We start from the raw sequence: 26,828 nt of genomic DNA on the forward strand, positions 1-26,828 counted from the left end.
TACACCTGTTAACTCACAATCTGTCCCCCCCCGACGCTCTTCCTTTCCCGGGTCAGGCAAACGTTGCCTGACGCGGCACTAGCGCGGCGCTCGGGCGCCGAGCGCCGTGACGGCGGCGATCATCCGGTCCCAGAACAGGTCGGTCTCCAGCCCCACCGCCACCCGGGCGTTGACCGGGCGGTCCACGTAGCGGTGCAGGTCCACCACGGTGGCGCCGCGCGTGTACCGGCCGTGCAGCTCCACGACGACGTTCGCCTCCGCGCAGTGCACGATCCCGGAGTCGATCACGCGGGCCACCGCGACGGGGTCGTGCACCGGCGGGTGCGGGAATCCCCACAGCGTGCGGTAGGTGGACGCGAAGAAGGTCAACAGCTCGGCACAGGTGCGCCCGAGGGGCGTGCCGAGCCCTTCGAAGCGGGCCACCACGTCGGGCGTGGCCAGGGCCTGGTGGGTGACGTTGAGGCCGCACATGGTGACGGGCACGCCGCTGCGGAAGACGATGTCGGCGGCCTCCGGATCCGTGTGGACGTTGAACTCGGCCGCCGGGGTCCGGTTGCCCCCGTTCGTCGAGCCGCCCATCAGGACGATCTCGCGGATGCGGGAGGCGTCCTCGGGATGGCGGGTCAGCAAGAGGGCGATATTGGTCAGCGGGGCGGTCGGGACGAGGGTGACCGGCTCGGGATGCCCGTTCAGGATCCGGTGGATGAGGTCCACCGCGTGCTCCGCGACGACGTCCACAGTGGGCTCGGGGAACATCGGCCCGTCGAGGCCGGAGGCACCGTGCACGTCGTCCGCGACGCCGAGCGGCTGGACGAGGGGCCCCGCGCAGCCTGCCGCGACGGGCACGTCGGTGATGCCCGCGACCGTGCAGACGCGTCGGGCGTTCAAGGTGGTCTTGTCGAGCGTCTGATTCCCCGCGACCGTGGTGATGGCCAGCAGATCGACCGCCGGATCGCCGGCCGCCAGCATGATCGCGAGGGCGTCGTCGTGTCCGGGATCGCAGTCGATGATGATCGGTACTGGCACGTCGCTCCTGCCGCCGCGGGGTCGGGGTTCCCTCAGTGTGCCGCCGTGCCGGTCCCGTGACCAGAAGGCGCCCGCGCGCCACGACGAGGCGCCGAGGGCACCCAGGGTGAGCGGATGCGCGCGGTGCGTCGCGGCGCCCGGGCCGGGAGGCGGCGGCAGGCCACCAGGCAGACGATGGAACCGTGGACACGTGGTTCCCGGTCCGCCCGCCGGAGCGACTCGGGGTGCCGGATGAATGAGCCCCTCCCGATGAACGAGCCCCTGCCGGTCGACGAGCTGATCACCAGCGCCGCACAGGCCGCGGGCGGCTGGCTGGGCGCCCTGCCGGTCGCGCTGGTCGCCGTCAGCGCCGACGGGATCATCGTGCGCTGGAACCAGGCCGCTCAGGGACTGCTGGGCTACACCCCGCCCGAGATGGTGGGGCGTCACATCGCCGACCTCCTGCATCCGGGATCCGACCGCAGTCTGGGCCGCTCGCTGTGGGAAGCCGCCGCCACCGGGCGGGGCGTGATGGGCACGGTGACCGCCTGGCACCGGGACGGGCGTCCGCTGGAGGTGGAGATCTGGGCCTCCCCGGTGTCCGACCGCCGGCACGGCGCCGCCGCGGTGCTGGTCTTCGCCGCCGATGCCCACGCGGCACGGCGCATCCGGGGCGCGTCGGCCGTGTGGGACGGCCTGTTCTCCCGCTCTCCGGTCGGCATCGCCATCCTCGACACGCAGCTCCGGTTCCTGCAGGTCAACCCCGCGCTCGAAGTCATGAACGGCCTGCCGGAGTCCGCGCACGTGGGGCGCGGCCTGGCCCAGATCCTGCCGGAGGTGAACGCCCGCGAGATGGAGGACGCCATGCGGCAGGTCCTGGAGACCGGGCAGCCGGTCCTGGACCGCAGGCGGGTCGGACGGACGCCGGCCGAACCGGACCACGACCGGGTGTGGTCGTGCTCGTACGTCCGGGTGGAGGATCCCGCGGGCATGCCGATCGGTGTCATCGCCTCGCTCGTCGACATCACCGAGCAGCAGCGCGACCACGTGGAGGCCGAAGCCGGACGGCGCCGGCTGGCCATGCTCAGCGAGGCCAGCATCCGCGTCGGCTCCAGTCTCGACCTGGAGCGCACCGCGCAGGAACTCGCCGACCTCGCCGTGCCGCGCCTCGCCGACGCCGTCACCGTCGACGTCCTGGACACACTGGCCCGCGGGGACGAGCCCGGTACGGGGCTGGACGGCGGGGCCGCCCTGCGGCGGCTGGGCAAGGCGCCGCTGTCCGGATCCCGGGTGACCGACGTCCTCGCCCCCCTCGGCAGGACCCTCGTCTTCCCCGCGAACGCTCCCTACACCCGGGCCCTCGCGGCCCGGCAGCCCTTCCTGATCGCCCGGCTCGACGAGCAGGCCACCGCGGCGGCCGCCCGGTACTCGGTCAAGCCGGCGCAACTGGTCGCGGTGGGCGTGCACTCGTTCGTCATGGCGCCCCTGATGGCCCGGGAGACGGTCCTCGGCGTGGCCACCTTCTACCGCACCCGCCCGGTGGGACCCTTCGGAGCCGAGGACGTGACCCTCGCCGGTGAACTCGCCGCCCGCGCCGCCCTCAGCATCGACAACGCGCGCCTCTACCACCGCGAACACGAGACCGCGGTCATCCTCCAGCGCAGCATGCTCCCCCAGCACATCACCCCGCCGCGCGGCCTCGAGGTCAGCCACCGCTACCTCCCCGCGAGCGACGTCAACGAGGTCGGCGGGGACTGGTACGACGTCCTGCCCCTGACGGGCGGCAAGGCGGCCCTGCTCATCGGCGACGTCATGGGGCACGGCATCGCCGCCGCCGCGGTGATGGGCCGGCTGTCCGCCTCGGTACGGGCCCTCGCGCGCCTGGACCTGTCGCCCGTACGGCTGTTGCACCAGCTGGAATCCACCCTCGGCGATCTCGCCGAGCCCATGCTGGCCACCTTCCTGTACGTGGTCTGCGACCCGGCCACCGGCCGCTGCACCCTCACCCGGGCCGGGCACCCGCCGCCCGCGCTCGCGCTCCCCGACGGCACGGTACGGCTCCTGGACACCCCGCCCGGGGTCCCGCTGGGGGTCGGGGGCATCGCCTTCACCCCCACCGACATCACGGTGCCCCCGGGGAGCGTTCTCGTGCTCTACACCGACGGACTGATCGAGGCCCGCGGCTGCGACCTGGACGAGCGGCTGGCCGAACTCACGCGCCTGCTCGCGCAGCCGCGGCGGCAACTGGACCAGGTGTGCGACTCGCTGATCACCCACCTCGTCCCGGCGGCGGCCGACGACGACGTCGCGCTCCTGGTCGCCCGCATCGGCGGCTAGTGCCGCGTCCCGCGGCCGCGCCCGGTGTCATGCGCGCCGCCAGATGCTCCGGTACGCCTCCCGGTAGCCCCGCGGGTCCCAGGACGTGGCCCCGCCGCTGTTCTCGGCCGTCACCACATGGACGGGGGCGACGTAGCCGCTGGGCGGACGGTCGGCGAAGGCGCGGTTGAACTCGTCGATGATCTGCCAGCCCTGCTGGGCCAGCGGTTCGGGGACGGTGGCCGCCTGGAACTGCCGGCCGGCGATGCGCTGGAAGGCGGAGGGATCGCCGTCTCCCGCCCCGATGTTGAAGGGCGGACCCCCGCCGGGGCGCCCGGCGCCGCGCAGCGCCGGGGCGGCGTCGGCGAAGTACAGGTCGTTGATCGCGACGGAGTCGGTCCACCGGTCCCGGAAGCGGGACACCAGCGACGAGACCTGCTGCGGGGTGCGCTGACCCGCGTCCGGGATGGGGATGTTCTCGGTCGCCAGCAGCGAGACCCCGGGGCAGGTCGCGAGCTGCCGTTCGATCAGCTCGGACTTGTTGCGGGCGAACGGGATCGAGTCGTCGGTGAAGACCACGACCCCGGCAGCGCCGCCGGACCGGGCGATGACCCAGTCCGCGCTGATCCGCGCGACGTCCTCCACCTTCGTGGTGACGTTGGTGAAGAGCGGGGGGCTCGTGCTCGGTCCGGGGGAGTCGAGCGCGTGCCAGCCGATCAGCGCGATGCCCGCGGCCGCTGCCCGCGCCGTCTGCTGCGCCGTGAGCCGGGGATCGAAGCCGCCGATGACGATGCCCGCGGGCTTGAGGGTGACCGCCTGGCTGAACGCGGCCTGGATGCCCGCCGGGGTGCCGTCCCCGTCGATCACCCGGACCTGCCAGCCGATGGCCGCCGCCGCTTCCCGCAGGCCCTGGGCGACCCCGGCGACACCGGGGTTGGTCATGGTCTGGGCGACGTAGACGACGGTCTTGTCCGGAACCGCCGCGGGGCCGGTCGTGGGACCGTTCCAGACGAGGTCCGTGCGCTCGGCTCCCGCGACGGCCCCCTTCGCCCGCGCGAGTGCGGCCGGGCAGCCCGCGGACGGGGCCGTGGCGGCGGTCCGCGACGGGCCGCCCCCGCAGCCGGCGAGGAGGGTGGAGGCGGCCGTCCAGAGGGCCGCGGCCGCGAGGACGCTGGTGCGATTCGGGTACACGGTGCTCCTGAGCGGGGGTGCGCTGGTGGTCTAGGGGGTGTCGTCCGCCCGCGGCGCCGACGGCCCGGGCGGGGCGGCGGGCGGGTGCGGGTCCGTCGCGGCCCGGGCGCGCAGCCGGCGCCGGGCCGTGTAGCCGGCCAGGCCGACCGCCATCAGCAGGGTGCTCCCGTTGAACAGCGGCGTGGCCCAGAACTGGGCGCCGAGCTGGCCGATTCCGGCGAGCCCGATGGCGAGCACGCTGACGGCGACGAGGGTCCCGAGCGCGTTGGCGCGGCCGGGCCTGATCGTGGTGGAGCCCAGCAGCGCGCCGACGAAGGCGGGCAGCAGGTAGTCCAGGCCGACGCTCGGGTTGCCGGTCTGCTGCTGCGCGGCGAGCAGGACCCCCGCGATGCCGGTGACCAGGCCCGATCCGGCGAAGGCGTAGACGCAGTACCGGCGGGTGGGGATGCCGATGATGTCGGCGGCGCGGGGGTTGGAGCCGACGACGTACAGGTACCGGCCGAACGGCAGCCGTTCCAGCACCACCCAGAGGACGACGACGGCGGCGAGGACGCAGAAGGCGGGCACCGGCAGACCGAGGAACCGGGCGTCGTACAGGTCGGTGAAGGAGGCGGGCAGGCCCTCCGGGCCGGGCACGATCCGGCTGCCGTCGGTGAGCCACCCGGTGAGGGCGTACATGATGCTGCCGGTGCCGAGCGTGGCGATGAGGGAGTCGATCCGGGCGAAGGCGACGACCGCGCCGTTCAGGGCGCCGACCAGCGCCCCGCCGAGCACGACGGCGAGGCAGGCGAGCGGCCAGGGCGTCCCCTCCTCGACGACGAGGTGCATCACCAGGACGTGCGCCAGGCCCAGCCCGTAGCCGAGGGAGAGGTCGAACCTGCCGGCGGCGATGGGGATCGTCACACCGAGGGCGAGGAGGGCGGGGATCGACTGGTCGGACAGGATCGAGGACACGTTGTCCCGGGTGGGGAAGGTGTCCGGCAGGGCGATGGAGAAGACCAGGAAGAGCAGGGCGGCCAAGGCCGGCAGGCCGTAGGTCCCGAGGACGTGTCCGCGCGCGGACCAGGAGGTCACGGGGCCGTGGTGCTTCCGGTGACGGCGGGCATCGCCGAGGCGGCCCGGGTGAGTTCGGCCGGGGTCAGGGCGGCGCCCGCCGGCTCGGCCGCCACCGTCCCGCGGACGAAGACCAGGGCGCGGTGGCACAGGTCCGCGACCTCCTCGAAGTCGGTGGACACGAGCAGGACCGCCAGGCCCTCGGCGACCGCTTCGTCGAGCAGCCGGTGGAGGGCCGCCTTGGCGCCGACGTCCACGCTCGCGGTCGGCTCCTCGAGGATCAGCAGTCGCAGCCGTCCCCGCAGCGCCCGGCCGAGGACCACCTTCTGCTGGTTGCCCCCGGACAGGGTCGCCAGGGGCACCTCGCCGTCGCGGGGGCTCACCGAGAACCGTTCGATCAGGGCGGCGCACTCGCGCCGCTCCCGCCGGGGCCCGAGCCAGCGCCATGCCGGCACACCGGCGGCCCGGGGATTGGCCAGGAAGTTCTCCCGGACCGTCAGATCGGGTGCGCAGCCCTCCTCCTGGCGGTTGGCGGCCACGAAACCGACACCCCGGCCGAGGGCTGCCGCCACGCCGCGCGGCTGGTACGGCGTGCCGCCGAGCAGGACCCGGCCGCCGAGCAGCGGCAGCGCGCCGGCGAGGGCGCGGCCCAGGTGCATGTGGCCGGCGCCGGTCAGCCCGACCATGCCGAGGATCTCCCCGGGCGCCAGGTCCAGGCTGACGGGCCCGGTGCCCCGCGTCGTCACGGCGTCGAGGCGCAGCACGGGAGGACGCCCGGCGGGTACGGCGGTGGCGGGCCCGCGCCCGGCCGGTACCCCGCCCGTGATGTCCCGTACCAGGCGGGCGGGTCCGTACCCGGCGAGCGGCCCCGCGCTGACGAGGCGGCCGTCGCGCAGCACGGCGAAGGTGTCGGCGACCCGGTACACCTCGTCGAGCCGGTGGCTGACGTACAGGACGGCGTGGCCCCGGTCGCGCAGGGTGTGCAGGACGTCGAAGAGCCGGGCGCAGTCGGCTGCCGGGAGCGTGGCGGTCGGCTCGTCGAGGACGAAGAGCTCGGCCCGCCGCGCGAGGGCCCGGGCGATGGCCACCAGGGAGCGTTCGGCGGGTGCGAGGTCCGCGATCCGGGCATCGGCGTCCAGGTGACCGGCGACGATGCCCAGGGCCTCGGCGCACCGCTCCCGGGTCCGCCGCCAGGAGATCAGGCCGTGGCGGCGCGCGTAGCCCGTCCCCAGGGCGATGTTCTCGGCGACCGTCATCCATGCGACCAGGCCGAGGTCCTGGTGGATGAAGGACATCGCCCCGGAGGCGGCATCGGATCCGAGCGGGTGCCCGGCCACCGTCACCTCACCCCCGTCGGCCCGCTGGACGCCCGCGAGCACCTTGATGAGCGTGGACTTCCCGGCGCCGTTGGGGCCGAGGAGGGCCAGTACGCTGCCGCGGTGCAGGTCGAGGGTGACGCCGTCCAGGGCGACGGTGCCGCCGAACCGCTTGCCGAGGCCGCGGATCCGGACGAGCGGCTGTGCGCCGGGGTGCCGGGGGCGACCGCTCGCCGGGGTGGCGGAAGTGTCATGGGCGTCATGCACGGACGTCTCCGGGGCCGGCCTCGGATCCCCCTCTCGGGAGGGCTGGGTCAGGAAGGATGCTAACGGCAGGTGAGGGCATTCCCGCGGATGCCGGTTGTTATGCCGCATCCAGGGCGCATTCGGCCCAGATGACCTTGCCGCGGTGGGTGTAGCGGGTGCCCCACGACTGGGCCAGCTGTGCGACGAGGAACAGGCCGCGACCGCCTTCGTCCGTGGTGTCCGCGCGCCGCAGGTGCGGGGCGGTGCTGCTGCCGTCGGAGACCTCGCAGATCAGCGCGCGGTCGTGGATCAGGCGCACCTGGATCGGCTCGGTGCCGTAGCGCACCGCGTTGGTCACCAGCTCGCTCAGCAGCAGTTCGGCGGTGAACGCGAGCTCGTCCAGCCCCCAGCGGGCCAGCTGGTCCGTGGCGGCGGCGCGGACCGCGGACACTTGCGCGGGATCGGCGGGCAGGTCCCAGGTCGCGATCCGGTCGGCGGGCAGGGTGTGCGTGCGGGCGACGAGCAGGGCGATGTCGTCGGCGGGATGATCGGGCGCCATGGCGTCGATGACCGTCCGGCAGGTGTCCTCGGGACTGCGGCCCGGGTGCGCGAGGGTGCGCCGCAACCGGTCGAGGGCGACGTCGATGTCGCGGCGGCGGTCCTCGACCAGCCCGTCGGTGTAGAGGACGAGCGTGCTGCCCTCGGGGAGCTCGATCTCGGCCGTCTCGAAGGGCAGCCCGCCGAGGCCCAGCGGGGGCCCGGCGGGCAGGTCGGCGAAGCTCGCGCTGCCGTCCGGACGGACCACGGCGGGCGGGAGGTGACCGGCCCGGGCCATGGTGCACTGGCGCGAGGTGGGGTCGTAGATGGCGTACAGGCAGGTGGCGCCGACGATGCCGGTGCTGCCCGTGGAGGGGTCGTCCCCCTCCTCCCGGTCCAGGCGCACCAGCAGGTTGTCCAGGTGGGTGAGGAGTTCGTCCGGGGCGAGTTCCAGCTCGGCGAAGTTGCGCGCGGCGGTCCGCAGCCGCCCCATCGTGGCGGCGGCGTGCAGCCCGTGGCCGACGACGTCGCCCACGAGGAGCGCGACGCGGGCGCCGGACAGCGGGATGACGTCGAACCAGTCGCCCCCCACCCCGGATTCGGCCGGCAGATAGCGGTGGGCGACCTCGACGGCGCCCTGCTCGGGCACGCCGCGCGGGAGCAGGCTGCGCTGCAGCGCCAGGGCCAGGGTGTGCTCCCGCGTGTAGCGGCGGGCGTTGTCGAGGCACAGCGCCGCGCGGGCCGCGAGCTCCTGGGCCAGCCGCCTGTCGTCGTCCCCGTACGGCACGGGGTCCTGGGAGCGGTAGAAGCTCGCGATGCCCAGCAGGACGCCGCGGGCGAGCAGCGGGACGGCGATGAGGGAATGCACTCCGCGCGCGAGGATCCGGCGCGGGTGTTCCGGGCCCCGGGCGAACCAGTCGGCCGCGGCCCCCGGCCCGGTCTCCATGACCGCCGCCCCGTCGCTCAGGCAGCGGAACTGCGGTGTCCCCGGGCCGATTCGCACCAGCTGTCCGACCGGGTGGAAGGGATGGTCGGCGCGGATGCCGTGGACCACCGTCCGGTGCAGGTCCGTCCCCGGCCCGGTGGGCTCGTCGCCGCGCAGCACGGCCTCGGGCAGGTCGACAGTGACGTAGTCGGCCAGGGCCGGGACCGCCGTCTCGGCGAGCTCCAGGGCCGTGCGGCCCACGTCCAGGGTGGTGCCGATGCGGGTGCTGGCCCCGGCCAGGAGTTCCAGCCGGCGGCGCGCCGCGACGGCGTACTTCCCGACCTCCGGCTCGCCCACCAGCACCAGGCCGCGGACCGAGCGGGAAGGGTCCCCGGGTACGGCGGACGGTGGAGGGGCGGGCTCCCGTCCGGCCGGTCCGGCGCGGGGCGCGGCCGAGAGATGGTGGACCGGCGGCGTGTCGCCGCCGAGCACGGCCTCGACGACCATTCCCTCGACCCCGGAGGGGCTCGTGACCGGGCGGCTCAGCAGGGTGACCTCGCGGCCATGGGGGAGCGCGATGTCGACGGCCGCCCGCAGGGGCGAGGAGATCAGCTCGGTCGCCTTCTCCGTGAGGACCGCCTGGTCGTGCGGGTCCAGACCGAGACCGGCCAGTCCGTGGAATGCGGCCGCTCCGTGCGGATCGGCCGGCCCGTCCGGCTCGGCGGCTCCCGCCGGAACGCCCGGCCCGAGGTGGTACCCGTCCTCGTCGCCCCCGCCCGCCCGGGCGCGCCGCTCGGCGTCGAGGTACGTCCGCAGCAGCCCGCGCTCGCGCTCCGAGCTCTGTTCCAGCAGCCGCCGCTCGATCGACTCGGCCGCCCGCCGGAGCATGACCGCGAGGGCCGGGCGCTCGTAGGCGTGCGGGTACCCGAAGCAGAGCACGCCCGCGATCCGCCCGCTGAGCTGGTCGCGGACGGGCACGGCGCAGCAGGCGTTCGACTGGCCGCGCTCGGCGAAGTGTTCCGCGCCGTAGACCTGGATGGGGCCGCGCTCCGCCAGCGCGAGGCCGATGCCGTTGGTCCCGGCGAACCGCTCGGCGAAGACGAAGCCGGGCACGCTCTGGATCGGGGGCAGGCTCCGGGCCAGGGAGGGGTCGCCGAACCGGCGCAGCAGGACCGTGCCGTTCGCGTCGGCCACCGAGAGGTTCATCCGGCTGCCGGAGAAGCGGGCCTGCAGCTGGTCGAGGACGGGCTCGGCCGCGCGCACGAGCCGGCTGTCCGGATCGAAGTCGTCCCGGTAGGGCAGGTCGCTCCGGTCGGGCGACAGGCCCAGCAGACGGCAGCGCAGCCACGAGTTCCGGATCGGGCTCCGGACCTCGCTTTCGGCCTCTTCGCCCACCAGGAACCGCTCACGGGAGCGTGCGGGGCCGATCTGCTCTCCCGTGACCCCCATCTGCATCACTTCCCCTTGCCGGTCATGCCCTCGGCCGTACCGGGATGATCGCCTGGAATTGGAATCAGTGTCGTTTGAGTATATTCCTGGCTATTTACGGCTTCACAGCAGAGCGACCGGATTGACCGGCGATCCGGTCCCGCCGGGGACGTCGAGGGGCGCCACGACGATCATGAACTCGTAGCGGCCCGCTTCCGCGCACGCGGCGGACAGCGCCTCCAGGTCCAGGTTGTCGAGCAGGGGCACCCCCATCGCCGCGACGGCGAGCGCGTGGACGGGCGAGTGGAGCCCCTCGACCGGGGAGGGCCGGACGTCGCTGTCGCCGTCGGCCCCGAGCAGCGCGATCGCGCGCTCGGCCAGCAGCGGCATCGCGTCCACGTGGAAGCCCGCGCTCGCCGCGTCCACGTCCCAGGGGCCCAGCTCGCGGCGGCGCCGGAACCGCCCGGAGCGCAGCAGCACCGCGCACCCGTCGTCGATCGCGGCGCCGAGCGCCCGCTCGGCGGCGATGACGTCGCGGGCGCGGACCGCGTGCCCGGGCTCCAGCCAGTGGGTCCCGAGAACAGCCGGCAGGTCCAGGAGCACGCCTCTGGTGACGAGCGGGCCGAGCGCCGCCACCGAGCCGAAGCGGGCGCCGCCGGATCCGATGAGCTCGCGTGCCGGATGCCCTTCGTACAGCTGCCCTCGGTAACCGATGTGCGACAGCGCGTCGAGGTGGGTGACGGCCTTGCCGTGGTAGTCGACGGCGAGGAAGTCCTTGTGGGCGGCCGGTTCCCCGGGCTCCACGTCGCCGAGGTCGGACATGTGGTGCAGGGCGGGCTTGGCGTTGTCGGGGCCGGGCCGGGTGTTCCAGGGCAACCCCAGGGGCACCGCCGTACCGTCCCGGACCAGGGCGGCGGCCCGGCGCACGTGGTCGGGGGTGACCCGGTTCCAGGCGCCCCGGTCGGCCCGGGCCCAGCGGCCCCAGGTGCGGACCGAGTCGAACAGGGCGTCGAACTCCTGGCGGGAGACCCGCGGGGCCTGCGGGGGGTCGGTGCTCACGGGCATGCGGTGCTCCAGGCTCGCGGGGCGGGCGGGGCGGCCCGCCGTTCGTGCATCCCTACCCGCTCGCGGCCGCGGCCGGACACCCGCGGTGCCGGGCGGCGCGGGCGGGGCGCGATCGGCCTGCGGTACCGGGCGGCGCGGGCGGGGCGCGATCCGTAAGAGACGGTCTCGGTGGCGGCCCGACGCCCCGGCGAGGCAGTCTGTAGTCATGAGAGCGCCCGTGCGCTCGCCCCCGGGACCGGGAGCCGGCGGCCACCACCAGGTCCTTTTCACCCTCGCGGAGTGCGTTCCCTTCGTGATCGCCCTGCTGGTGCTCCTCGTCGAGCTCACCCCCGCGCACGTCCTGTACACCGGCCCCCTGCTGGTCGCGACCCCCGCCCTGGCGGCGCTGACGATGGGTCCCCGGGGCACGCTCGCGGCCGCCGGGGTGGCCGTCGCCGTCAACGTGACCACCGCCAGCGTCAACGACGCCTGGGGCGGCCAGCAGGTCTACACGAACTTCCTCGCCCTGTTCCTGGTCTCGGTGGCGAGCTTCATGACCAGCCGCGCCGCGCGCACGCGCCAGGCGAGCGAACTCGACCAGGTCCGCCGGATCGCCACGGCGGCCCAGGACGTCCTGCTGCGGCCCGTCCCGGCCCGCCTGGGCCCCGTACGGGCCGCCAGCATGTACCTGGCGGCGGAGGAGGGCGCGCGGATCGGCGGCGACCTGTACGACGTGGTCCAGACCCGGTACGGCGTCCGGATGATCGTCGGGGACGTCCGGGGCAAGGGGCTGCCCGCCGTCCGGGCCGCCGCGGTCGTGCTGGGCGCCTTCCGGGAGGCCGTGCACTACGAGGACGAGCTGATGGAGGTCGTCAACCACTGCGGAGCGGCCCTGCGGCGGGACGCCGTCGTCGGGGGCACGCTCCTGGCCGGCGGCGAGGACATGCTCCTGGAGGGGTTCGTCACCGCGCTCGTGGCCCAGGTCCCGGACAGCCCCCACGTCGAGGTCGTCAACCGCGGGCATCCGCCGCCGCTGCTCCTGCGCGGCGGCGCGATCCGCTCCCTGACCCCCGCCACGCCCCTGCCGCCGCTCGGCCTGGAGGAGTTCATCGACGGTCCTCCCGGGCGGCCCGACAGCTATTCGTACGTCCCCGGGGACCGCCTGCTGCTGCACACCGACGGCGTCATCGAGGCCCGTGACGGGGACAACGCCTTCTTCGACCTGCCCGGGGCCATGACGGCCCTGGGCGGCCACACCCGGCAGGCGTTCCTGGAGGGCCTGCACCAGGCGTTGCTCCGGCACACCCGGGGCCGCCTGGAGGACGACGTGGCGGTCGTCCTCCTCGACCGGATCCGGGACGAGGCGTACGGGCCGGGCGGCGGCCCCGCGCCGGGAGGAGTCCCCCACCGTGGCTGAACCGGAGGCCGGGCGGCGTCGGCTCGCCGTGCCCCGCTGGATGCGCCGGAACACGTGCTCTCATCCCTCCGGACGACCCTGGGCCTGCGGGGTGGCGCGGCGGACCAGGTGCGGTCGGTGTATGCCGCCACCGGCGACAACTGTGCGTGGTCCGGGCGCAGTTGGTGTCCTGGGCGTCGAGGGTCTACAGCCCGGTGCCATGGCGCGCAGCCTGCGGCGGTTCGGCAGCCTCGGCTCCGTCTTCGTCCTGCTGTCCTGACTGATCGGTACTTCATCGTCGCCACGGCCGTCATCGCCCTCGGATACGTGGTGGCCCGCGAGCCACTGCCGACGCGCCTGCTCCGTACGCCCCCGGCCCACCGGCGCGCCGACCGCCCGCGTGGCGATCTTCCGAATCGGCCGCGAGAATGGGAAGGCCGGAGCGGGCGACGCCCGGGCGGCGTACCCGTACGGGGTGCTCCGCGGCGTCACTGGACCCCTCGCGCCACGCGGCAGTTGGGAACACAGGTGATCGCACATGTGTCGATGGCTCGCCTACTCGGGGACACCCCTGTTGCTCGACACCATCCTGTACAAACCGGCCCATTCACTGATCGACCAGAGCCTGCATTCCAAACTGGGCGTCGAGACGACGAACGGTGACGGCTTCGGCGTCGGCTGGTACACGGAGGACAACGACTCCCCGGCGCTCCTGCGGGACGTCGGTCCCGCCTGGAACAACCGCAACCTGCGCGAGATGGCGGACCACGTCCGCTCCCGGCTGTTCTTCGCCCACATCCGGGCGTCGACGGGGACGGCGGTGCAGCAGTCGAACTGCCACCCGTTCCGGCACGGCCGCTGGATGTTCATGCACAACGGAGCCATCGCCGGTTTCCACAGCATGCGCCGCGACCTCACCCTGCTCGTCGATCCCGCGCTGTACGCCGACATCGAGGGGACCACGGACTCCGAGGTGATGTTCTTCCTGGCCCTCACCTTCGGCCTGGACCAGGACCCGCCGACCGCCGTCGCCAGGATGGCGGGAGTGGTGGAGCGCGCCGGCCGTGACCACGGCGTGGAGTTTCCGCTCCAGATGACGCTCGCCATCACCGACGGGGAGCGCGTGTGGGCCTTCCGCTACTCCAGCCGGCGCAGCTCCCGGTCGCTGTTCTACAGCAGCCGGGTGGACACGCTGCGCAGACTCCACCCCGACGCCGAGTTCCTCCGGGGCGTCTCCGAGGAGACCCGCCTCATCGTGTCCGAACCCCTCAGTGACCTGCCCGGCGCGTGGAACGCGGTACCGGAAGGCACCTACGGCGTCGTCCAGCCCGGGGCGGACGAGCTCTACCCCTTCACACCGCAACCGGCATGACGCCGTGACGCCGTGACCGTTGCGGCCAGCCCGCCCCAACCGACAGGAGACAGGCCATGAACGGCGCGACCTTCGATCTGGCAGTGGACTACCCGATTCTGAACCTGTTCTGGACCATGATGCTGTGCTTCTTCTGGGTGCTGTGGTTCATGCTGCTCTTCCGCGTGGTCGGCGACATCTTCCGCGACGACGGGCTGCACGGCTGGGGGAAGGCGGGATGGACCCTCTTCGTCATCCTGCTGCCCTACCTGGGCGTCCTCGTCTACCTGATCGCCCGCGGGCGCGGGATGGGGGAGCGCGAGGCGAAGCGGGCTCGGCAGAGCGAGCAGGCGTTCCGTTCGTACATCCGTGAGAACGCCGGATCCACGGGCCACGTCGAGGAGTTGTCCCGGCTCGCCGAGCTCAAGAACCGCGGCGACCTCACGCCGGCCGAATACGAGCAGGCCAAGGCCAAGGTCCTCGTCTCCTCCTGAGACCGGCCGACCCGGCCGCTCGGCCGCCCGCCCGGCCGGCCGTCCCGCGCCGTCCCGCCGTCCCGGCGTCCCACCGCCCGCCCGCCCCCGCCGTCCCGCGGAGTTCCTGCCAGCCGTGGAGGGTCGATGCGTCCCTACCCGCCCATCGCCGAGCACGGACTGATCGGAGACCTGCAGACCTGTGCGCTCGTCTCGTCCGAGGGGGTGCTCAACTGGTTCTGCTCGCCGCGCTTCGACGCCCCCAGCGTCTTCGCGGGCCTGCTGGACCACGGCCGCGGCGGATACTTCGCCATCTCCGCGGGCGCTCCCGCCGCCCCCGACGCCGGGGAGCCGGTCCGCGAGGAGGCCGTCGTCACCCGCCAGCTCTACCTGGCCGACACCGCCATTCTGATCACCCGCTTCCTGACCCCCGAAGGCGTCGGCGAAGTCGTCGACTTCATGCCCGTCGCCGAACAGCACACGCCCACCGACCGGCACCAAGTGGTGCGGTACATCCGGGTGGTACGGGGGAGCGTGCGCTTCAGCCTGGAGTGCCGTCCCCGCTTCGACTACGGCCGGGCGCCGCACGAGCTGCTCCTGGACGGCCGCACCGCGCGCTTCGACGGGCCGGGGGTGAGCGCCCATCTGCAGGCCGTCGACACCATCGCCCTGGAGGCCGACGGTCAGGACGTGCGCGCGACCGTCACCCTGGCCGCCGGTGAGAACGCGGCCGTCCTGCTGACGGTCTGCGATGCGGGGAGCCCGGCTCCGCCACCCCTCGGGACGGCCGACGCGGTACGGCAGTTCATGGAGGTGCACCGCTTCTGGCACGAGTGGATCAGCCGCTGCAGCTACCGCGGCCGCTGGCAGCAGATGGTCAACCGCGCCGCCATCACCCTCAAGCTGCTCACCTACGCGCCCACCGGCGCCCCGGTCGCCGCGGCCACCATGGGCCTGCCCGAGCAGGAGGGCGGTGAACGCAACTGGGACTACCGCTACACCTGGGTCCGCGACGCCTCCCTCTCGGTACGCGCCATGCGGGACCTCGGTTTCACCCACGAGGCCGACGGGTTCCGCCGCTGGTTGCAGCAGCGGCTGCGGGCCGGCGCCGCCCCCAACGGGGAGCCCCTGCAGATCATGTACCGCGTCGACGGCGACCCGTACCTGACCGAGGAAGTCCTCGGCCACCTGGAAGGATGGCGCGGCTCGTCGCCCGTGCGCGCGGGCAACGGGGCCGCCGGCCAGCTGCAGTTGGACATCTACGGCGAGGCCGTCTTCGCCCTCGCCCAGGCAGGGCAGACGAGCGATGTCGTCGGCTACGACGCCTGGATGCACTCGGCGGGCGTGCTCGACTGGCTGTGCGACACCTGGGACCGCCCCGACGAGGGCATCTGGGAGACCCGGGGCGGCCAGAAGGACTTCACGTACAGCCGCCTCATGTGCTGGGTCGCCTTCGACCGCGGCATCCGCCAGGCCGTGGCCAACGCGCGCCCGGCGGACCTGAACCGCTGGACCGCCGTGCGCGACGCCATCATGGAACAGATCATGACCCGCGGGTGGAGCCCGGAACGGCAGGCGTTCGTCCAGCACTACGGCAGCACCGTCCTGGACGCCTCCCTGCTGATGATGCCGCTCGTCGGCTTCATCGCCCCCAAGGACCCGCGCTGGCTCTCCACGCTGGACGCGATGGACGCCGAACTCGTCTCGGACAGCCTCGTCTACCGCTATGACCCGGAGGCCTCTCCCGACGGTCTCCGGGGCACCGAGGGCACGTTCTCCCTGTGCAGCTTCCTCTACGTGTACGCGCTCGCGAGGGCGGGACGGCTCGAACAGGCCCGCTACGCCTTCGACAAGATGCTGACGTACGCCAACCACATCGGGCTGTTCGCCGAGGAGATCGGGCCGACGGGCGAACAACTCGGCAATTTCCCGCAGGCCTTCACCCACCTCGCCCTCATCACCGCGGCCCTCGCGCTCGACGCCGAACTCGACCGGTCCATGGGACGTGGCCCCGGCGCGTGACGCGCTCCCCGTGAGGCCGAGCGGATCCTCGCGTCACCTGCGCCAGAACAGGTGGTGCGTCACGCCGCTCGGGCTGGGTACGACCTCCAGGTGGAACCGGTCGAGGAGCTCGTCGGGGGACTCCCAGAGGCGTAGCCCGGAGCCGAGCTTCACCGGTGAGACCGCCACGTGCAGGGTGTCGACGAGGTCGGCGTCCAGGAACTGCCGGATGGTCGTGACCCCGCCGCCGAGCCGGACGTCCTGGCCCCCCGCCGCCTGCCGGGCCCGTTCCAGGACCGTGGCCGGGTGGCCGTCGACGAAGTGGAACGTGGTGTCGGAGAGCGTGAACGACGGACGCTCGTGGTGGGTCATGACGAACACCGGCGTGTGGAACGGGGGCTCCTCCCCCCACCAGCCGCACCACTCGTGGTCCTGCCAGGGCCCGCGCTGGGGTCCGAACTTGTTGCGGCCCATGATCTCGGCACCGATGTTGCGGGCGAAGTCCCGGGTGAAGTAGTCGTCCAGGCCCCGGCTGCCCCCGGAATCCGTACGCATGGGCCAGCTGGCCGTGGCTCCGGCCCAGGCGAACAGCTTCGCCGGATCGACGGCGTGGCCGAAGGGACGCTCGAGGCTCTGGTCCTCACCGGCACCGATCCCGTCACTCGAGACGCCGAAGTTCATCACTCTCAGCAGTTGACTCACGTGTTCTCTCCTCAGATCCTGTCGCGTCATCGTGTGGTGGACGCCGCACACGTGGACGCCGCACACCATGACGTCGAACGGGACACGGCTGGATCGACAGTGGCCCGCGATTCTTTTCCCAGCGTGTCAGGAAGCGGCCGGGGCGACCCGGCCGTACCCACCGGTGGGCACGGCTCCGATCGGGTGAAGATCTGGCGCGCCGCAGGTCCCGCGGGACCTGAAGAAACGATCGGGCCTTGGTACGACGGGCGCGTTGCCCCGCGACCGAAAGGTGCTCGCCCATGCCTCCCACGACCTTCAACGCGCCGGAGCCGGGGATGCCACCGCAGCCGGGACCCCGCCGTCGGCGGGGCCTGGCGGCGGTGCTCACCGGCGTCCTGATGGCCGCCGTCCTGCCCCTGGCCGTCGGGGCCCCGCAGGCCAGCGCCGCCGTCGGCATCGCCGAATACCCCGTACCCACCCCCAGCACCCCGGTCGGCATCACCACCGGCCCCGACGGCAACCTGTGGTTCACCGAGGCGGTCGGCAACAAGATCGGCCGGATGAGTCCGACGGGCACCCTCATCGCCGCGTACCCCTTGCCCGGCGAGTTCAGCACCCCGCACGACATCACCACCGGCCCGGACGGGAACGTCTGGTTCACCATGCAGCACTTCGACTCCCGGGTCGGGAAGATCGACATGAGCGGCGCGGTCACCGAGTACCACCTGCCCGACCAGTTCGACGAGCCCACCGGCATCACCGCGGGCCCGGGCGGGGCCCTGTGGTTCACCGAGCAGAACGCACACCGGATCGCCCGCATCACCACCGCCGGCGCCCTCACCGAGTACCCGCTGCCCGTCGGCTCCGGCCAGCCGTCCTACATCACCACCGGGCCGGACGGGAACCTGTGGTTCACCGAGATCGGTGACAACATCATCGGCCGCATGACCCCGTCCGGCGCCGTCACCCAGTTCCCGGTCCCCGGCGGCGGCGGCCCGACCGACATCACCACCGGCCCGGACGGGAACCTCTGGTTCACCGTCTTCGGCGGCAACCGGATCGGCCGGATCACCCCGTCCGGCGCCATCACCCAGTACGACGTACCGTCGGACGGCGCTTCGCCCCAGCCGCAGGACATCACCGCCGGGCCGGACAACAGCCTGTGGTTCACCGAACGCAACAGCGGGAAGATCGGGCGGATCAGCACCTCCGGCGTCATCGCCGACTTCCCCCTGCCCTCCTCGGAGCGCGGCCCCTGGGGCATCACCAAGGGCCCGGACAACGACATCTGGTTCGCCGAGACCTCCAGCTTCATCGGGCGCATCCACCTGACCGCCGCCGATCTGGCCGTCGCGAAGTCCGACGCGGGCTCCGACCCCGTGGTGGAGGGCCAGAACGTGACGTACACGCTCACCGCGACGAACAACGGTCCGGAGACGGCCGAGGGGGTCGTCCTCCAGGACACCCTCCCGGCCGGACTGCAATTCGTCTCGGCGTCCCCCGGCTGCACCGCGGCCGGTACCACCCCGGACGTCGTCACCTGTGGCATCGGCGCCCTCACCGCCGGAGCGAGCGCCGCGCGGACCATCACCGCGACGGCCACGACCGAGGACACCGTCAGCGACACCGCGGGCGTGGGCGGCGCGGTCTCGGACCCGGCCCCGGCCAACGACACCGTGACCGAGACGACCACCGTCAACGCGACCACCTGCTTCGGCGAGCAGCCGACCATCAACGGCACCCCCGGCGACGACCGGATCACCGGCACGCCCGGACGCGACGTCATCCTCGCCCACGGCGGCAACGACACCATCAACGCGCTCGGGGGCGACGACCTCGTCTGCGGCGGCCCCGGGGCGGACTCGATCGCCGGCGGCCCCGGCAACGACCGCATCGCGGGCGGCGCGGGCAACGACACGCTCCACGGCAATCCGGGCGACGACATCGTGACCGGCGGCCCCGGCGACGACTCCCTCTTCGGCGACGTGGGCAACGACAACCTCGACGGCGGGCCGGGCACGAACACCAACAACGGCGGCCCCGGCACCAACGTCTGCGCCAACCCCGGCACGGGCCCCGGCTGCCCGTGACCCGTCGCCCGTGGGCGAGCCCGGTCGGGGGCCCGGTCGGGGGCCCGGTCGCGGCGGGTGTCGAGGACACCCGCCGCGCGGGGGCGGGCGCGCTGGGTCAGGCCGCCGGGCTGAGGGCGGACCGGAGGCGGGGGACCAGGTCGAGGAGGTCCTGGTACCAGCAGCCGGCCTCGTGGCCGCCGCCCTTGCAGTACTGGCCCCAGGAGGCTCCGTTGCCGTAGTTCTCGTAGTGGACGGGGATGCCCAGGGCGTCGAGCTTGGCCTTCATGTGGACGGAGGCGCTCTCCAGCCACCACTCCCGGACGTCGTACTTCCCCCCGTCACCGTTGCCGACGTAGATGTGGATGCCCATCCCCCCGAGCTTGGCGGCGTTGGCGACCGGGTCGGCCTGGTTCCAGCGCCAGTCGGCGTTGAACACCGGGTACGGGGTGCCGAAGAGGGCGTCGCTGTCCACGCCGGGGGCGTAGGCGTTGCCGTCGCAGGCGACCGTCCCGGAGGTCGAGGCGCACAGCGCGCCCGACGCGTTCGTCAGGGAGGCCACGGTGGCCAGGCGCAGGGCCATCTGGTTGGCGCCCAGCTCCAGGTCACCGGAGAGGGAGCCGACCTGGCTGAACAGGTCGGGATGCAGTTGGGCGTAGTGGAAGGCGCCGAAGCCGCCCATGGAGATGCCGGCGATGGCGCGGGCCTGCTTCGTGGCGATGGTGCGCAGGCTGGCGTCGATGAACGGGATCACCTGCTTGATGTGGAAGTTCTCCCAGTTCTGGGCACCGGCGGCGGTGTGCTGGTTGAGCCAGTTCGCGTACCAGCCGCGGTTGCCGCCGTCCGGGACGACGGTGATCATTCCGGCGGCCCCGGTGAGTGCCTCGTTGCCGTAGAAGGCGTTGGAGGGGTCGTCCGGCGAGCCGTGCAGGAAGTACAGGACCGGGTACCGCTTGCCCGGGTTGGCCGCGTAGTCATCGGGCAGGATGATCCGGATGTTCTGCTCGCCCTGGACCTCGGCGGACTTCACCGTGATCACGAAGTTGGTGTCGGTGTTGGCCGGTGCCGAGCCGGCGGTGCTCGCGACCTGGGTCAGCCCGAACCCGTCCGCCAGCGGCGGCCGCGCCGAGGCGTGGGCGGCGGGAGCGAGCAGCACCAGCAGGGCGGCCGTGGCCAGCACGCCCACGGTGCGCTTGAGGGAACGCAGCACGGTCGGGCGGGGCGTCGGGGGAGGCATCCGATGTAACCGATGTGTCCTCATGACGTACTCCTCGCATGGAATCGGAAGCGGTGTCCGGTCGGAGCTGACGGCCTACCGGATCTTCGGCTCCGCGACCGGCGGAGTCAAGGTCGTGCCCGGCCGCGCACTCATGCCCGATGGGACGGCCTGGGAGAGGGTGAGGACGCGGTCGGGGCGGTCGGTGTCGCGGGCCTCGATGGTCGGGTAGACGCGCCACTGCCCGTCGCGGAGCTCGGCGACCGGACACGACCAGTTCTCGTGCGGTGCGGGGTCCACCACGTGGGTGGTGGCCGTCGCGACGTCGTGGATCACCAGAGAGAGGACCGCGATCGCGCCCATGCCCACATATCCCTGGAGGGGGTGGTCGTCCGGGGCGGCCATCTCCGTGACGTAGAAGCGGTCGCGCACCCAGTAGCCGGTGGAGTCCAGGAAGTTGGGCGTCTCCACCCGGATCCCGTCCACCCACAGCGTCACCCAGGACCACTTGTCCCGGACGGTCACCGCCCGGTGGCGGTCGTCGGCGGTGAAAGCGACCCGCACCGCGTACGGGGTGAAGAGGTCCCAGAAGTTCCCGCAGGCGCCGGCCACCGGACCCTGGCGCGGTGCCGGCCGCTCGCCCGCGGGCGGCGGAACGGGGTCCTGCGAGCAGGTCCACGGTTCCCGGCAGGAGCGGTCGATCCGGCGGGTGCAGCCGAGGCCGAGCGCCGCGAAGTCGCGGGGTGACAGCCGGGAGAGCAGCTCGCCCAGCCGCTCGCAGTACCCCTTCTCGCCCAGCCGCGCGGTCTGCTCGGCCGCGTCCGCCCACCACTGCCGGACCGCGAGCGCCTCGGGCGAACGGCTCAGCCAGTCCCGCCACGGATCGTCGGCCCCCGGCTCGGTCGCCCGGTCTTCCCGCCTGCGCCACAGCCGCATCGCGCACCACCCCCGGCGACGGATCGTAGACCGCGTACGGCGCGGGGCGCCCCCGGGTTTCCGCGCCCCGCCGCACCCTCGTGGCTCACGCGGTACCCGTGCCGGGCGGCGGCTTCGGGCCCTGGCGTTCCCAGCCGGGGGAGTGGATCTCCAGGTGGAGGTCCGGGTTGCGCACCTCCGCCCCGCAGGTGCGGCAGGTCCAGGCCGCGTCCAGCGGGTGGTCGGGGTGGTCCGGCCGGTCCGCCGGGTGGTGCCGCAGGACCACCGGGGGCTCCGGGGACAGCCAGCGGTCGCCCCAGGCGAGCAGCGCCTGGGTCAGCGGGGCGAGGTCCCGCCCGGCGTCGGTGAGGTGGTACTCGTACCGCGGCGGGCGCTCGCTGTAGGCGCGGCGCTCGACCACCCCCGCCTCCTCCAGCGCGCGCAACCGGGCGGTGAGGCGGTCCCGCGGCGCGCCGGTGTTGGTGACGATCCGGTCGAAGCGGTGGTTGCCGTAGAACAGCTCGCGCACGGCGAGCAGCGCCCACTTCTCGCCGAGGACCTGCAGCGCGGCGGCGATGGAACAGGGGCGGCCGGGCAGCGGGGCAGCGGCCCGACGGCCGGGGGTGGGGCCGGCGGAGCGTTCGGCGGGGGACTGGTTCACCCCACCAGCCTGTCATAGAGGGTTGCGTATTCAAACTCACCTCCGCTACCTTTCCGGGCCATGGAGCTAGTTGGAATATCAAACCCAGTGGTGGAGCCCGCCGACCCGGACCGGCCCCGCCGCCGCGCCGCGTTCCTGGTCATCGCCGCCGCGGTCTTCGTCTCGAACCTCGACCTGTTCATCGTCAACGTCGCGCTTCCGGCGATGCAGGAGCACTTCCACGGCAGCAGCCTGGCCACCCTCTCCTGGGTGCTGAACGGCTACGCCATCGTCTTCGCCGCGCTGCTGGTCGTCGCCGGACGGCTGGCCGACCGGATCGGCCACCGACGGGTGTTCCTCGCCGGGCTGGCCGTCTTCACCGCCGCCTCCGCGCTCTGCGCGCTCGCTCCCGCCGTCGGCTGGCTGGACGCCGCCCGCGTGGTGCAGGCGGCGGGCGCGGCGGCGCTGATGCCGACCTCGCTGGCGCTGCTGCTGGACGCCACCCCCCAGGCCGAGCGCCCCGGCGCCATCCGCGCCTGGGCCTCCATCGGCGGGATCGCCGCGGGGCTGGGGCCGGTCCTCGGGGGACTGTTGGTCGAGGCCGATTGGCGCTGGGTGTTCATCGTCAACGTCCCCGTCGGCGTGGCCGCCCTCGCCGTGGGCGCACGCGTCCTGCCCACGGTGCGGGGCCGGGAGGACGGGCCGCTGCCCGACCTGGTCGGCGCGGCACTGCTCACCCTCGCCATCGGCGCCCTCGCCGTGTCCCTGGTCAAGGCGGACGCCTGGGGCTGGGGATCGGCCAGGGTGCTCGGCGGCCTGCTCGCCGCCCTCCTGCTGACCGCCGGTTTCCTGCGCCGCTCGGCGCGCCACCCGGCGCCCGTCGTCGAGCTGTCGATGCTGCGGGTGCCGAGCTTCGCCGCGGCCAACACCGCCGCCCTGCTGTTCACCGTCGCCTTCGCGGGGATGCTGCTGACCTCGGCGCTCTGGTGCCAGCAGGTCTGGGGGTATTCGGCGCTGCGCACCGGGCTCGCCATCGCCCCGGGGCCGCTGCTGGTACCGCCGGTCGCGCTGGGCAGCGCCGTACTCGTGCGCAGGCTCGGACCCGGCCGGCTCGCCGCCCTCGGCACCCTGCTGTTCGCCGGCGGCATCGGCTGGTGGGCCGCCGGCATCGGGGTCCGCCCCGGCTACGCCACCGAACTGCTTCCGGGGATGCTGCTCACCGGCCTGGGCGTGGGGCTGGTGCTGCCCACGCTGATCGGGGCCGCGGCGGCGGCGCTGCCGCCCGCGCGCCTCGCCACCGGATCCGCGGTCACCACGATGGCGCGGCAGATCGGAGCCGTGGTGGGCGTCGCCCTGATGGTCAGCCTGATCGGCACCCCGGACGGGCCCCAAGCCGCACTCGAGGGCTTCCGGCGCGGCTGGATCGCGGTGATCGTGGCGGTGCTGCTGGCCGGCGCGGCGGCCCTGGTACTCGCCAACGCCCAGCGCAGGGCGGCGGCAAGGTAGCCGCGGCCGCCGGGCCGTGGTGCTTGGCCATTGCCCTGTACGGGGGTGGCCCTCAGACTCGGGGCGTGTGGGTCTTCATCTTCGCGGGGGCGGGCGCGCCGCTGCTGGGCGTGAGCCTCGCCCGAGTGCGGCTGTACCGCGGGCTCTACCCCCGGGACCGGCCGGACCGGCGGGCGGACGGCGCGCCGCTCGGCCTGTACGAGGCCGCCTACCTGGAGCGCGGCCGCCGCGGGGTCGCCGAACTGGCCCTGTGCGCGCTGTACCTGGGCGGCCGCCTGACCGTGGACGACGACGGCCGGATCGCGGTGGTCCGGGGCGCCGGGGGTCCGGAGGATCCCGACCCCGTCCAGGCGGCCGTCCTCGTACCGCCGGCCGGCACCCCACCGCCCCACGCGCGGGAGGTGGCGGCCCGGGTCGCCGACGGCACCGCCGTGGCCGACGTCGAGCGGAGGCTGGTGGAGCGCGGGCTGGCGGTGGACCCCCGGCGGCGCGGCCGTACCGAATCCGCCGAGCTGGGGCAGACCGTGTGCCTGCTGGTCGCGATGCTGGCGACCGTCGCGGCGTGCATCACGGAATCCGCCACCGGGCAGGGCACGGGCCTGCGCCCGTTCCTCGCGTTCGCGGCGCTCGGGGTGGTGACGGGCCTGGTCACCCTGCTCGCTGGGCCCGTCATCCCGCACCGCCACGCGACGGCGGCCGGGCAGCGCCGCGCGCGCGACGCCGCCGCCGACGGCAGGTGGGCCCCGCCCCTGCCGCCCGGGGCTCTCACCGGGACCCGGCACGCCCTGACCGGCGTCGCCCGCGACGGCCCAGGCTCCGCCGCAGCCCCCGCCCTGGCCCCCCTCGCGGCCCACCTGCGCCCCGTTCCCGGACCGCGGGCGCCGTCGCCCGCGGCCAACGAACCCCCGAGCGTCGGCGGCTGCGGCGCGGGCTGCGGCGGGGGCTGCGGCGGGGGGATCTGACGGGTCACCGCCCGTACGGGTCCGGGCGGGGGCCGGCACGCGGACGGTGCGACTGCATCTTTTGGCCTACTGCCTTTTCCGCCCTGCGGAGGACCCTCGCGCGGCGCCGCCGCGAGAGGGTTGATCCGTGCGGACAACCATCGGATACACCGTCGAAAGCATCGGCTACGTCGTAGGAGGCCAGGGGCTCGTCAGCTTCGCCTCGCAGGCCCTCTTCGGGACGGAGTGGGGCTGGATGCACAAGGTCGTCGACCTTCCGTCCACCGCCTACCTCGGCATCGTCGCCGTGGGGCTGGCGCTCATCGTCGGCGGCATGAAGACACGCAAGCCCCCCGAGCACCGGGCGGCCGCCTGACCGGCGCGCCCTTCAGCCCGCGACGTCCCCCTCCATGGGGACGCGCATCAGTCCGGTCCGCCCAGCACGATCCTCCACACGCGGGTCGCCACCTGGAGGTTCAGCCGGTCCTCGACGTTCGCGAGGTCGTTGCCGCTGATGTCGCGGATGCGCTGGAGCCGATAGCGCAGCGTGCTGCGGTGGATCGCGAGGGATTCGGCGGTCTCGTCGTAGTTGCCGCCGCAGTCGAAGTACCGGGACAGGGTCTCCACCATGGTCGCGTGGTGCAGGGCGTCGTAGTCGATCAGCTCCCCGAGCCACTCGTGAACGAACGTCTCCAGCTCCCGGACATCGTTGCCGGGGCCCAGGATGCGGTAGAGGCCGAGCTCGTCGAAGAACGTCGTGCCGTAGCGCTCGCGGGAGTGGCGGCGCACTTCCAGGGCGCGCTGCGCCTCCTGGTAGCGGTGGGGGATGTCGTCCAGGGAATCGCAGGGGGCGCTCACCCCGATCGTCCCGGACCGTGTCCCGGTCTCCCGGGCGAGCGCCTCGTACAGGGCGCGGGCGTGCGGCCTGGCGTCGGCGACCAGGACCACGTGGTCGGGACGTGGGGTCAGCAGCGAGCGCATGCCCACGGCAGAGGCCGCCCGGCCCACGGTCTGAGCGAAGGAATCGTCCGCCGTCCGGCTCGGCCACTGCACCACGACCACGTAGTGGCTGCGGTGCAGGTCGTGTCCGACCGCCTCGGACCGGGCGTAGGCGCTCGCCTCGTCCGTCCCCGCCAGGAGGTCGTCGACCAGCTCGCGGTGCAGCCTCACCTCCACTTCGGCCAGGCTGCGCAGGTGCGCCAGCTCCAGGGCGAGCGACGTGGCGGCGTGTTCCAGCGCGAGCACGGTGTGCTCGTCGGCCTCGCCCCCGGCATCGACCAGAGCCAGCACGCCCAGGATCTCGCCGTGCGGGCGGATCAGGGTGACCAGCCGGTCCTTCATCCGCACCGGCCCGACCTCCCGTGCGAGGGCCCGCAGCATGTCGTTCCGGCGCGCGGGGTCCGGTTCCGGATAGGGGTCGGGGCGGCCGGGGCCGGTCCAGGACCGCAGCCGGCCGAAGCGGTCCTCGACCAGCGCGGGGAGTCCGGTGAGCCCGTGCAGTGCGCGGGTGATGGTTTCCTCGCCGCCACCCGAGGCGGCGACGTCGGCCATGAGCGCGTGAACGTCCCGCTGGAACCCCAGCTCGGCCGCGACGGAGATCAGCTGACGCTGGAGGGCGCTCCGCTCCTCCTTCAGCCGGCCCAGCTCCGCGGCGTCCTCGCGTTGGCGGCGCTGTGCGAAGGCGGCCGACAGAGCGGCGGCGGTGTGCCCGACGAGCGTGGCGAGCAGGGACCGCTCGGCCGCGGTGGGCCGGGAGCGGGACGTCACCACGAGGCAGCCATGCAGGCCCTCGAGACCGCGCAGGCCCAAGGCCCAGCCCCAGCGCCGGCCGGGCACGATCACGGGGCCGTCCTGCCCGGCGAGCTCCCGCACTCTCCGGTCCACGGCCGAGGCGTGGATCCGTCCGGCCTCCCGCGGGCTGTGGACCAGCTCGTCGTCCACCCTGAGGTATCCGGCTTCGGCGCAGTAGGGCCCTACGGCGGCCAGGTGGTCCATGGCCAGGCGCAGGATCTCGCCTTCGTCCCGGGAGTCGGACAGGGCGTGGGAGAGCACCACCAGTTCGTGGAGGGCTCGGGCGCTCGGCGTAGCGGCGGGTGCGCGGGGCCCCCTCCGCGCGGCCGTGGGGCGCCGCCCGGCGCTGCCCCGGGGACGCGTGCCCCCACGCTCGGGGCGTCGGCGGTACAGGTGGTACACCCGGCTGCCGGGCATGGGATTGCTCCCTTCCCGCGAGCCCTCAGGGAGTTAGCGGCGGCCTTTCTTCTCTTCGGCCCCTCATTTTACGCCTTTCGGGACAACCCGCCCCATGTCCTCGTGCTCGCGGGCCGACGGGCTCCGTCGCTTTTCGACCTGCCGGGGGCAGGCGTCAAGCCGCTCGGGTCGCGAGTCTGGGACGTGTACGCCCTGTAGTGGGGCCTCCGGGACTTCGCCTCCGTCCGCTCGATGCAGTCCGGCCGGTACGACGTCGTCGTGGACGAAGCGCTCGCCGGCGAGGCCGTACGGCTGCCCGGCGGGCCGCGGGCCACGGCGTCGGCGGACGTCCCGCCCCTACCCGAACGTTCGGATCCGCAGTGCCGGC

The 26,828-nt window shown here is 73.7% G+C and carries 20 protein-coding genes; 9 read left to right on the top strand and 11 right to left on the bottom strand.

Annotated features, from left to right (window positions below; translation table 11 throughout):
• Positions 1 to 78: 78 nt before the first annotated feature.
• On the bottom strand, positions 79 to 1,026 hold the full coding sequence (locus tag ABT084_RS18620) for a nucleoside hydrolase (RefSeq protein ID WP_351044779.1): 948 nt from the start codon (positions 1,024 to 1,026) through the stop codon (positions 79 to 81).
• Positions 1,027 to 1,275: 249 nt separating this feature from the next.
• On the opposite strand from ABT084_RS18620, the gene ABT084_RS18625 reads away from it, so the two are divergent.
• Positions 1,276 to 3,342, top strand: a complete 2,067-nt coding sequence (locus ABT084_RS18625) for a SpoIIE family protein phosphatase (protein WP_351044781.1) — start codon at positions 1,276 to 1,278, stop codon at positions 3,340 to 3,342.
• 27 nt (positions 3,343 to 3,369) lie between these two features.
• Here ABT084_RS18625 and ABT084_RS18630 read toward each other — a convergent pair whose 3' ends face one another.
• From ABT084_RS18630 to ABT084_RS18650, 5 genes are all read right to left on the bottom strand, one after another.
• Complete coding sequence (locus ABT084_RS18630; protein WP_351044784.1) at positions 3,370 to 4,512, bottom strand: substrate-binding domain-containing protein; 1,143 nt, start codon at positions 4,510 to 4,512, stop codon at positions 3,370 to 3,372.
• Positions 4,513 to 4,542: 30 nt separating this feature from the next.
• Entirely contained in the window at positions 4,543 to 5,586 is a 1,044-nt protein-coding gene (locus ABT084_RS18635) for an ABC transporter permease (RefSeq protein ID WP_351044787.1), read from the bottom strand.
• Positions 5,583 to 7,148 carry a sugar ABC transporter ATP-binding protein gene (locus tag ABT084_RS18640; protein ID WP_351044790.1) on the bottom strand — a complete coding sequence of 522 codons (1,566 nt, stop codon included), beginning with the start codon at positions 7,146 to 7,148 and terminating at the stop codon, positions 5,583 to 5,585. The genes ABT084_RS18635 and ABT084_RS18640 overlap by 4 nt, the downstream gene beginning before the upstream one ends.
• Positions 7,149 to 7,245: 97 nt before the next feature.
• On the bottom strand, positions 7,246 to 10,038 hold the full coding sequence (locus ABT084_RS18645) for a SpoIIE family protein phosphatase (RefSeq protein WP_351044996.1): 2,793 nt from the start codon (positions 10,036 to 10,038) through the stop codon (positions 7,246 to 7,248).
• A gap of 102 nt (positions 10,039 to 10,140) precedes the next feature.
• Positions 10,141 to 11,082 carry a cyclase family protein gene (locus ABT084_RS18650; RefSeq protein ID WP_351044792.1) on the bottom strand — a complete coding sequence of 314 codons (942 nt, stop codon included), beginning with the start codon at positions 11,080 to 11,082 and terminating at the stop codon, positions 10,141 to 10,143.
• A gap of 205 nt (positions 11,083 to 11,287) precedes the next feature.
• Here ABT084_RS18650 and ABT084_RS18655 point away from each other — a divergent pair, with 205 nt between their 5' ends.
• The 4 genes from ABT084_RS18655 to ABT084_RS18670 all read left to right on the top strand — a co-directional run bounded on the left by ABT084_RS18655 (position 11,288) and on the right by ABT084_RS18670 (position 16,303).
• The gene (locus tag ABT084_RS18655) at positions 11,288 to 12,478 is read left to right on the top strand and encodes a PP2C family protein-serine/threonine phosphatase (RefSeq protein ID WP_351044795.1); all 1,191 of its coding nucleotides are present in this window, start codon (positions 11,288 to 11,290) and stop codon (positions 12,476 to 12,478) included.
• Between the two features lie 517 nt (positions 12,479 to 12,995).
• Positions 12,996 to 13,829: a class II glutamine amidotransferase gene (locus ABT084_RS18660; RefSeq protein WP_351044798.1), complete on the top strand. Its 834-nt coding sequence runs from the start codon at positions 12,996 to 12,998 to the stop codon at positions 13,827 to 13,829.
• 56 nt (positions 13,830 to 13,885) lie between these two features.
• A complete protein-coding gene (locus ABT084_RS18665) occupies positions 13,886 to 14,302 on the top strand; it encodes an SHOCT domain-containing protein (protein WP_351044801.1) in 417 nt (138 codons plus the stop codon).
• Positions 14,303 to 14,428: 126 nt separating this feature from the next.
• Positions 14,429 to 16,303, top strand: a complete 1,875-nt coding sequence (locus ABT084_RS18670) for a glycoside hydrolase family 15 protein (RefSeq protein ID WP_351044803.1) — start codon at positions 14,429 to 14,431, stop codon at positions 16,301 to 16,303.
• Positions 16,304 to 16,336: 33 nt separating this feature from the next.
• On the opposite strand, the gene ABT084_RS18675 is transcribed toward ABT084_RS18670, so the two are convergent.
• Positions 16,337 to 16,984 (bottom strand): dihydrofolate reductase family protein, encoded by a 648-nt coding sequence (locus ABT084_RS18675; protein WP_351044806.1) that lies wholly within the window; start codon positions 16,982 to 16,984, stop codon positions 16,337 to 16,339.
• A gap of 281 nt (positions 16,985 to 17,265) precedes the next feature.
• Here ABT084_RS18675 and ABT084_RS18680 point away from each other — a divergent pair, with 281 nt between their 5' ends.
• A complete protein-coding gene (locus ABT084_RS18680) occupies positions 17,266 to 19,056 on the top strand; it encodes a virginiamycin B lyase family protein (protein ID WP_351044808.1) in 1,791 nt (596 codons plus the stop codon).
• A 97-nt stretch (positions 19,057 to 19,153) separates the two neighbouring features.
• Here ABT084_RS18680 and ABT084_RS18685 read toward each other — a convergent pair whose 3' ends face one another.
• The 3 genes from ABT084_RS18685 to ABT084_RS18695 form a co-directional block, all read right to left on the bottom strand.
• On the bottom strand, positions 19,154 to 20,272 hold the full coding sequence (locus ABT084_RS18685) for an alpha/beta hydrolase (protein ID WP_351044811.1): 1,119 nt from the start codon (positions 20,270 to 20,272) through the stop codon (positions 19,154 to 19,156).
• A 75-nt stretch (positions 20,273 to 20,347) separates the two neighbouring features.
• Positions 20,348 to 21,187, bottom strand: a complete 840-nt coding sequence (locus ABT084_RS18690; protein WP_351044814.1) for a hypothetical protein — start codon at positions 21,185 to 21,187, stop codon at positions 20,348 to 20,350.
• 85 nt (positions 21,188 to 21,272) lie between these two features.
• Entirely contained in the window at positions 21,273 to 21,827 is a 555-nt protein-coding gene (locus ABT084_RS18695; RefSeq protein WP_351044816.1) for a winged helix-turn-helix transcriptional regulator, read from the bottom strand.
• Between the two features lie 90 nt (positions 21,828 to 21,917).
• Here ABT084_RS18695 and ABT084_RS18700 point away from each other — a divergent pair, with 90 nt between their 5' ends.
• From ABT084_RS18700 to ABT084_RS18710, 3 genes are all read left to right on the top strand, one after another.
• Entirely contained in the window at positions 21,918 to 23,312 is a 1,395-nt protein-coding gene (locus tag ABT084_RS18700; RefSeq protein WP_351044818.1) for an MFS transporter, read from the top strand.
• 65 nt (positions 23,313 to 23,377) lie between these two features.
• Complete coding sequence (locus tag ABT084_RS18705; RefSeq protein ID WP_351044820.1) at positions 23,378 to 24,274, top strand: TIGR04222 domain-containing membrane protein; 897 nt, start codon at positions 23,378 to 23,380, stop codon at positions 24,272 to 24,274.
• A gap of 127 nt (positions 24,275 to 24,401) precedes the next feature.
• A complete protein-coding gene (locus ABT084_RS18710) occupies positions 24,402 to 24,629 on the top strand; it encodes a hypothetical protein (protein WP_351044823.1) in 228 nt (75 codons plus the stop codon).
• Between the two features lie 47 nt (positions 24,630 to 24,676).
• On the opposite strand, the gene ABT084_RS18715 is transcribed toward ABT084_RS18710, so the two are convergent.
• Positions 24,677 to 26,461, bottom strand: coding sequence for a PucR family transcriptional regulator (locus tag ABT084_RS18715; protein ID WP_351044826.1), 1,785 nt, complete (start codon positions 26,459 to 26,461; stop codon positions 24,677 to 24,679).
• Between the last annotated feature and the right edge of the window lie 367 nt (positions 26,462 to 26,828).

The sequence above is a fragment of the Streptomyces sp. NPDC002138 genome, assembly GCF_040296485.1.
GTDB lineage: Bacteria > Actinomycetota > Actinomycetes > Streptomycetales > Streptomycetaceae > Streptomyces.

Excerpts from the sequence above, each read along its gene's own strand:
- ABT084_RS18625 (WP_351044781.1), top strand. The coding sequence starts at position 1,276 with ATGAACGAGCCCCTGCCGGTCGACGAGCTGATCACCAGCGCCGCACAG.
- ABT084_RS18645 (WP_351044996.1), bottom strand. The coding sequence starts at position 10,038 with ATGGGGGTCACGGGAGAGCAGATCGGCCCCGCACGCTCCCGTGAGCGG.
- ABT084_RS18650 (WP_351044792.1), bottom strand. The coding sequence starts at position 11,082 with ATGCCCGTGAGCACCGACCCCCCGCAGGCCCCGCGGGTCTCCCGCCAG.
- ABT084_RS18655 (WP_351044795.1), top strand. The coding sequence starts at position 11,288 with ATGAGAGCGCCCGTGCGCTCGCCCCCGGGACCGGGAGCCGGCGGCCAC.
- ABT084_RS18660 (WP_351044798.1), top strand. The coding sequence starts at position 12,996 with ATGTGTCGATGGCTCGCCTACTCGGGGACACCCCTGTTGCTCGACACC.
- ABT084_RS18665 (WP_351044801.1), top strand. The coding sequence starts at position 13,886 with ATGAACGGCGCGACCTTCGATCTGGCAGTGGACTACCCGATTCTGAAC.
- ABT084_RS18670 (WP_351044803.1), top strand. The coding sequence starts at position 14,429 with ATGCGTCCCTACCCGCCCATCGCCGAGCACGGACTGATCGGAGACCTG.
- ABT084_RS18680 (WP_351044808.1), top strand. The coding sequence starts at position 17,266 with ATGCCTCCCACGACCTTCAACGCGCCGGAGCCGGGGATGCCACCGCAG.
- ABT084_RS18685 (WP_351044811.1), bottom strand. The coding sequence starts at position 20,272 with ATGCCTCCCCCGACGCCCCGCCCGACCGTGCTGCGTTCCCTCAAGCGC.
- ABT084_RS18690 (WP_351044814.1), bottom strand. The coding sequence starts at position 21,187 with ATGCGGCTGTGGCGCAGGCGGGAAGACCGGGCGACCGAGCCGGGGGCC.
- ABT084_RS18715 (WP_351044826.1), bottom strand. The coding sequence starts at position 26,461 with ATGCCCGGCAGCCGGGTGTACCACCTGTACCGCCGACGCCCCGAGCGT.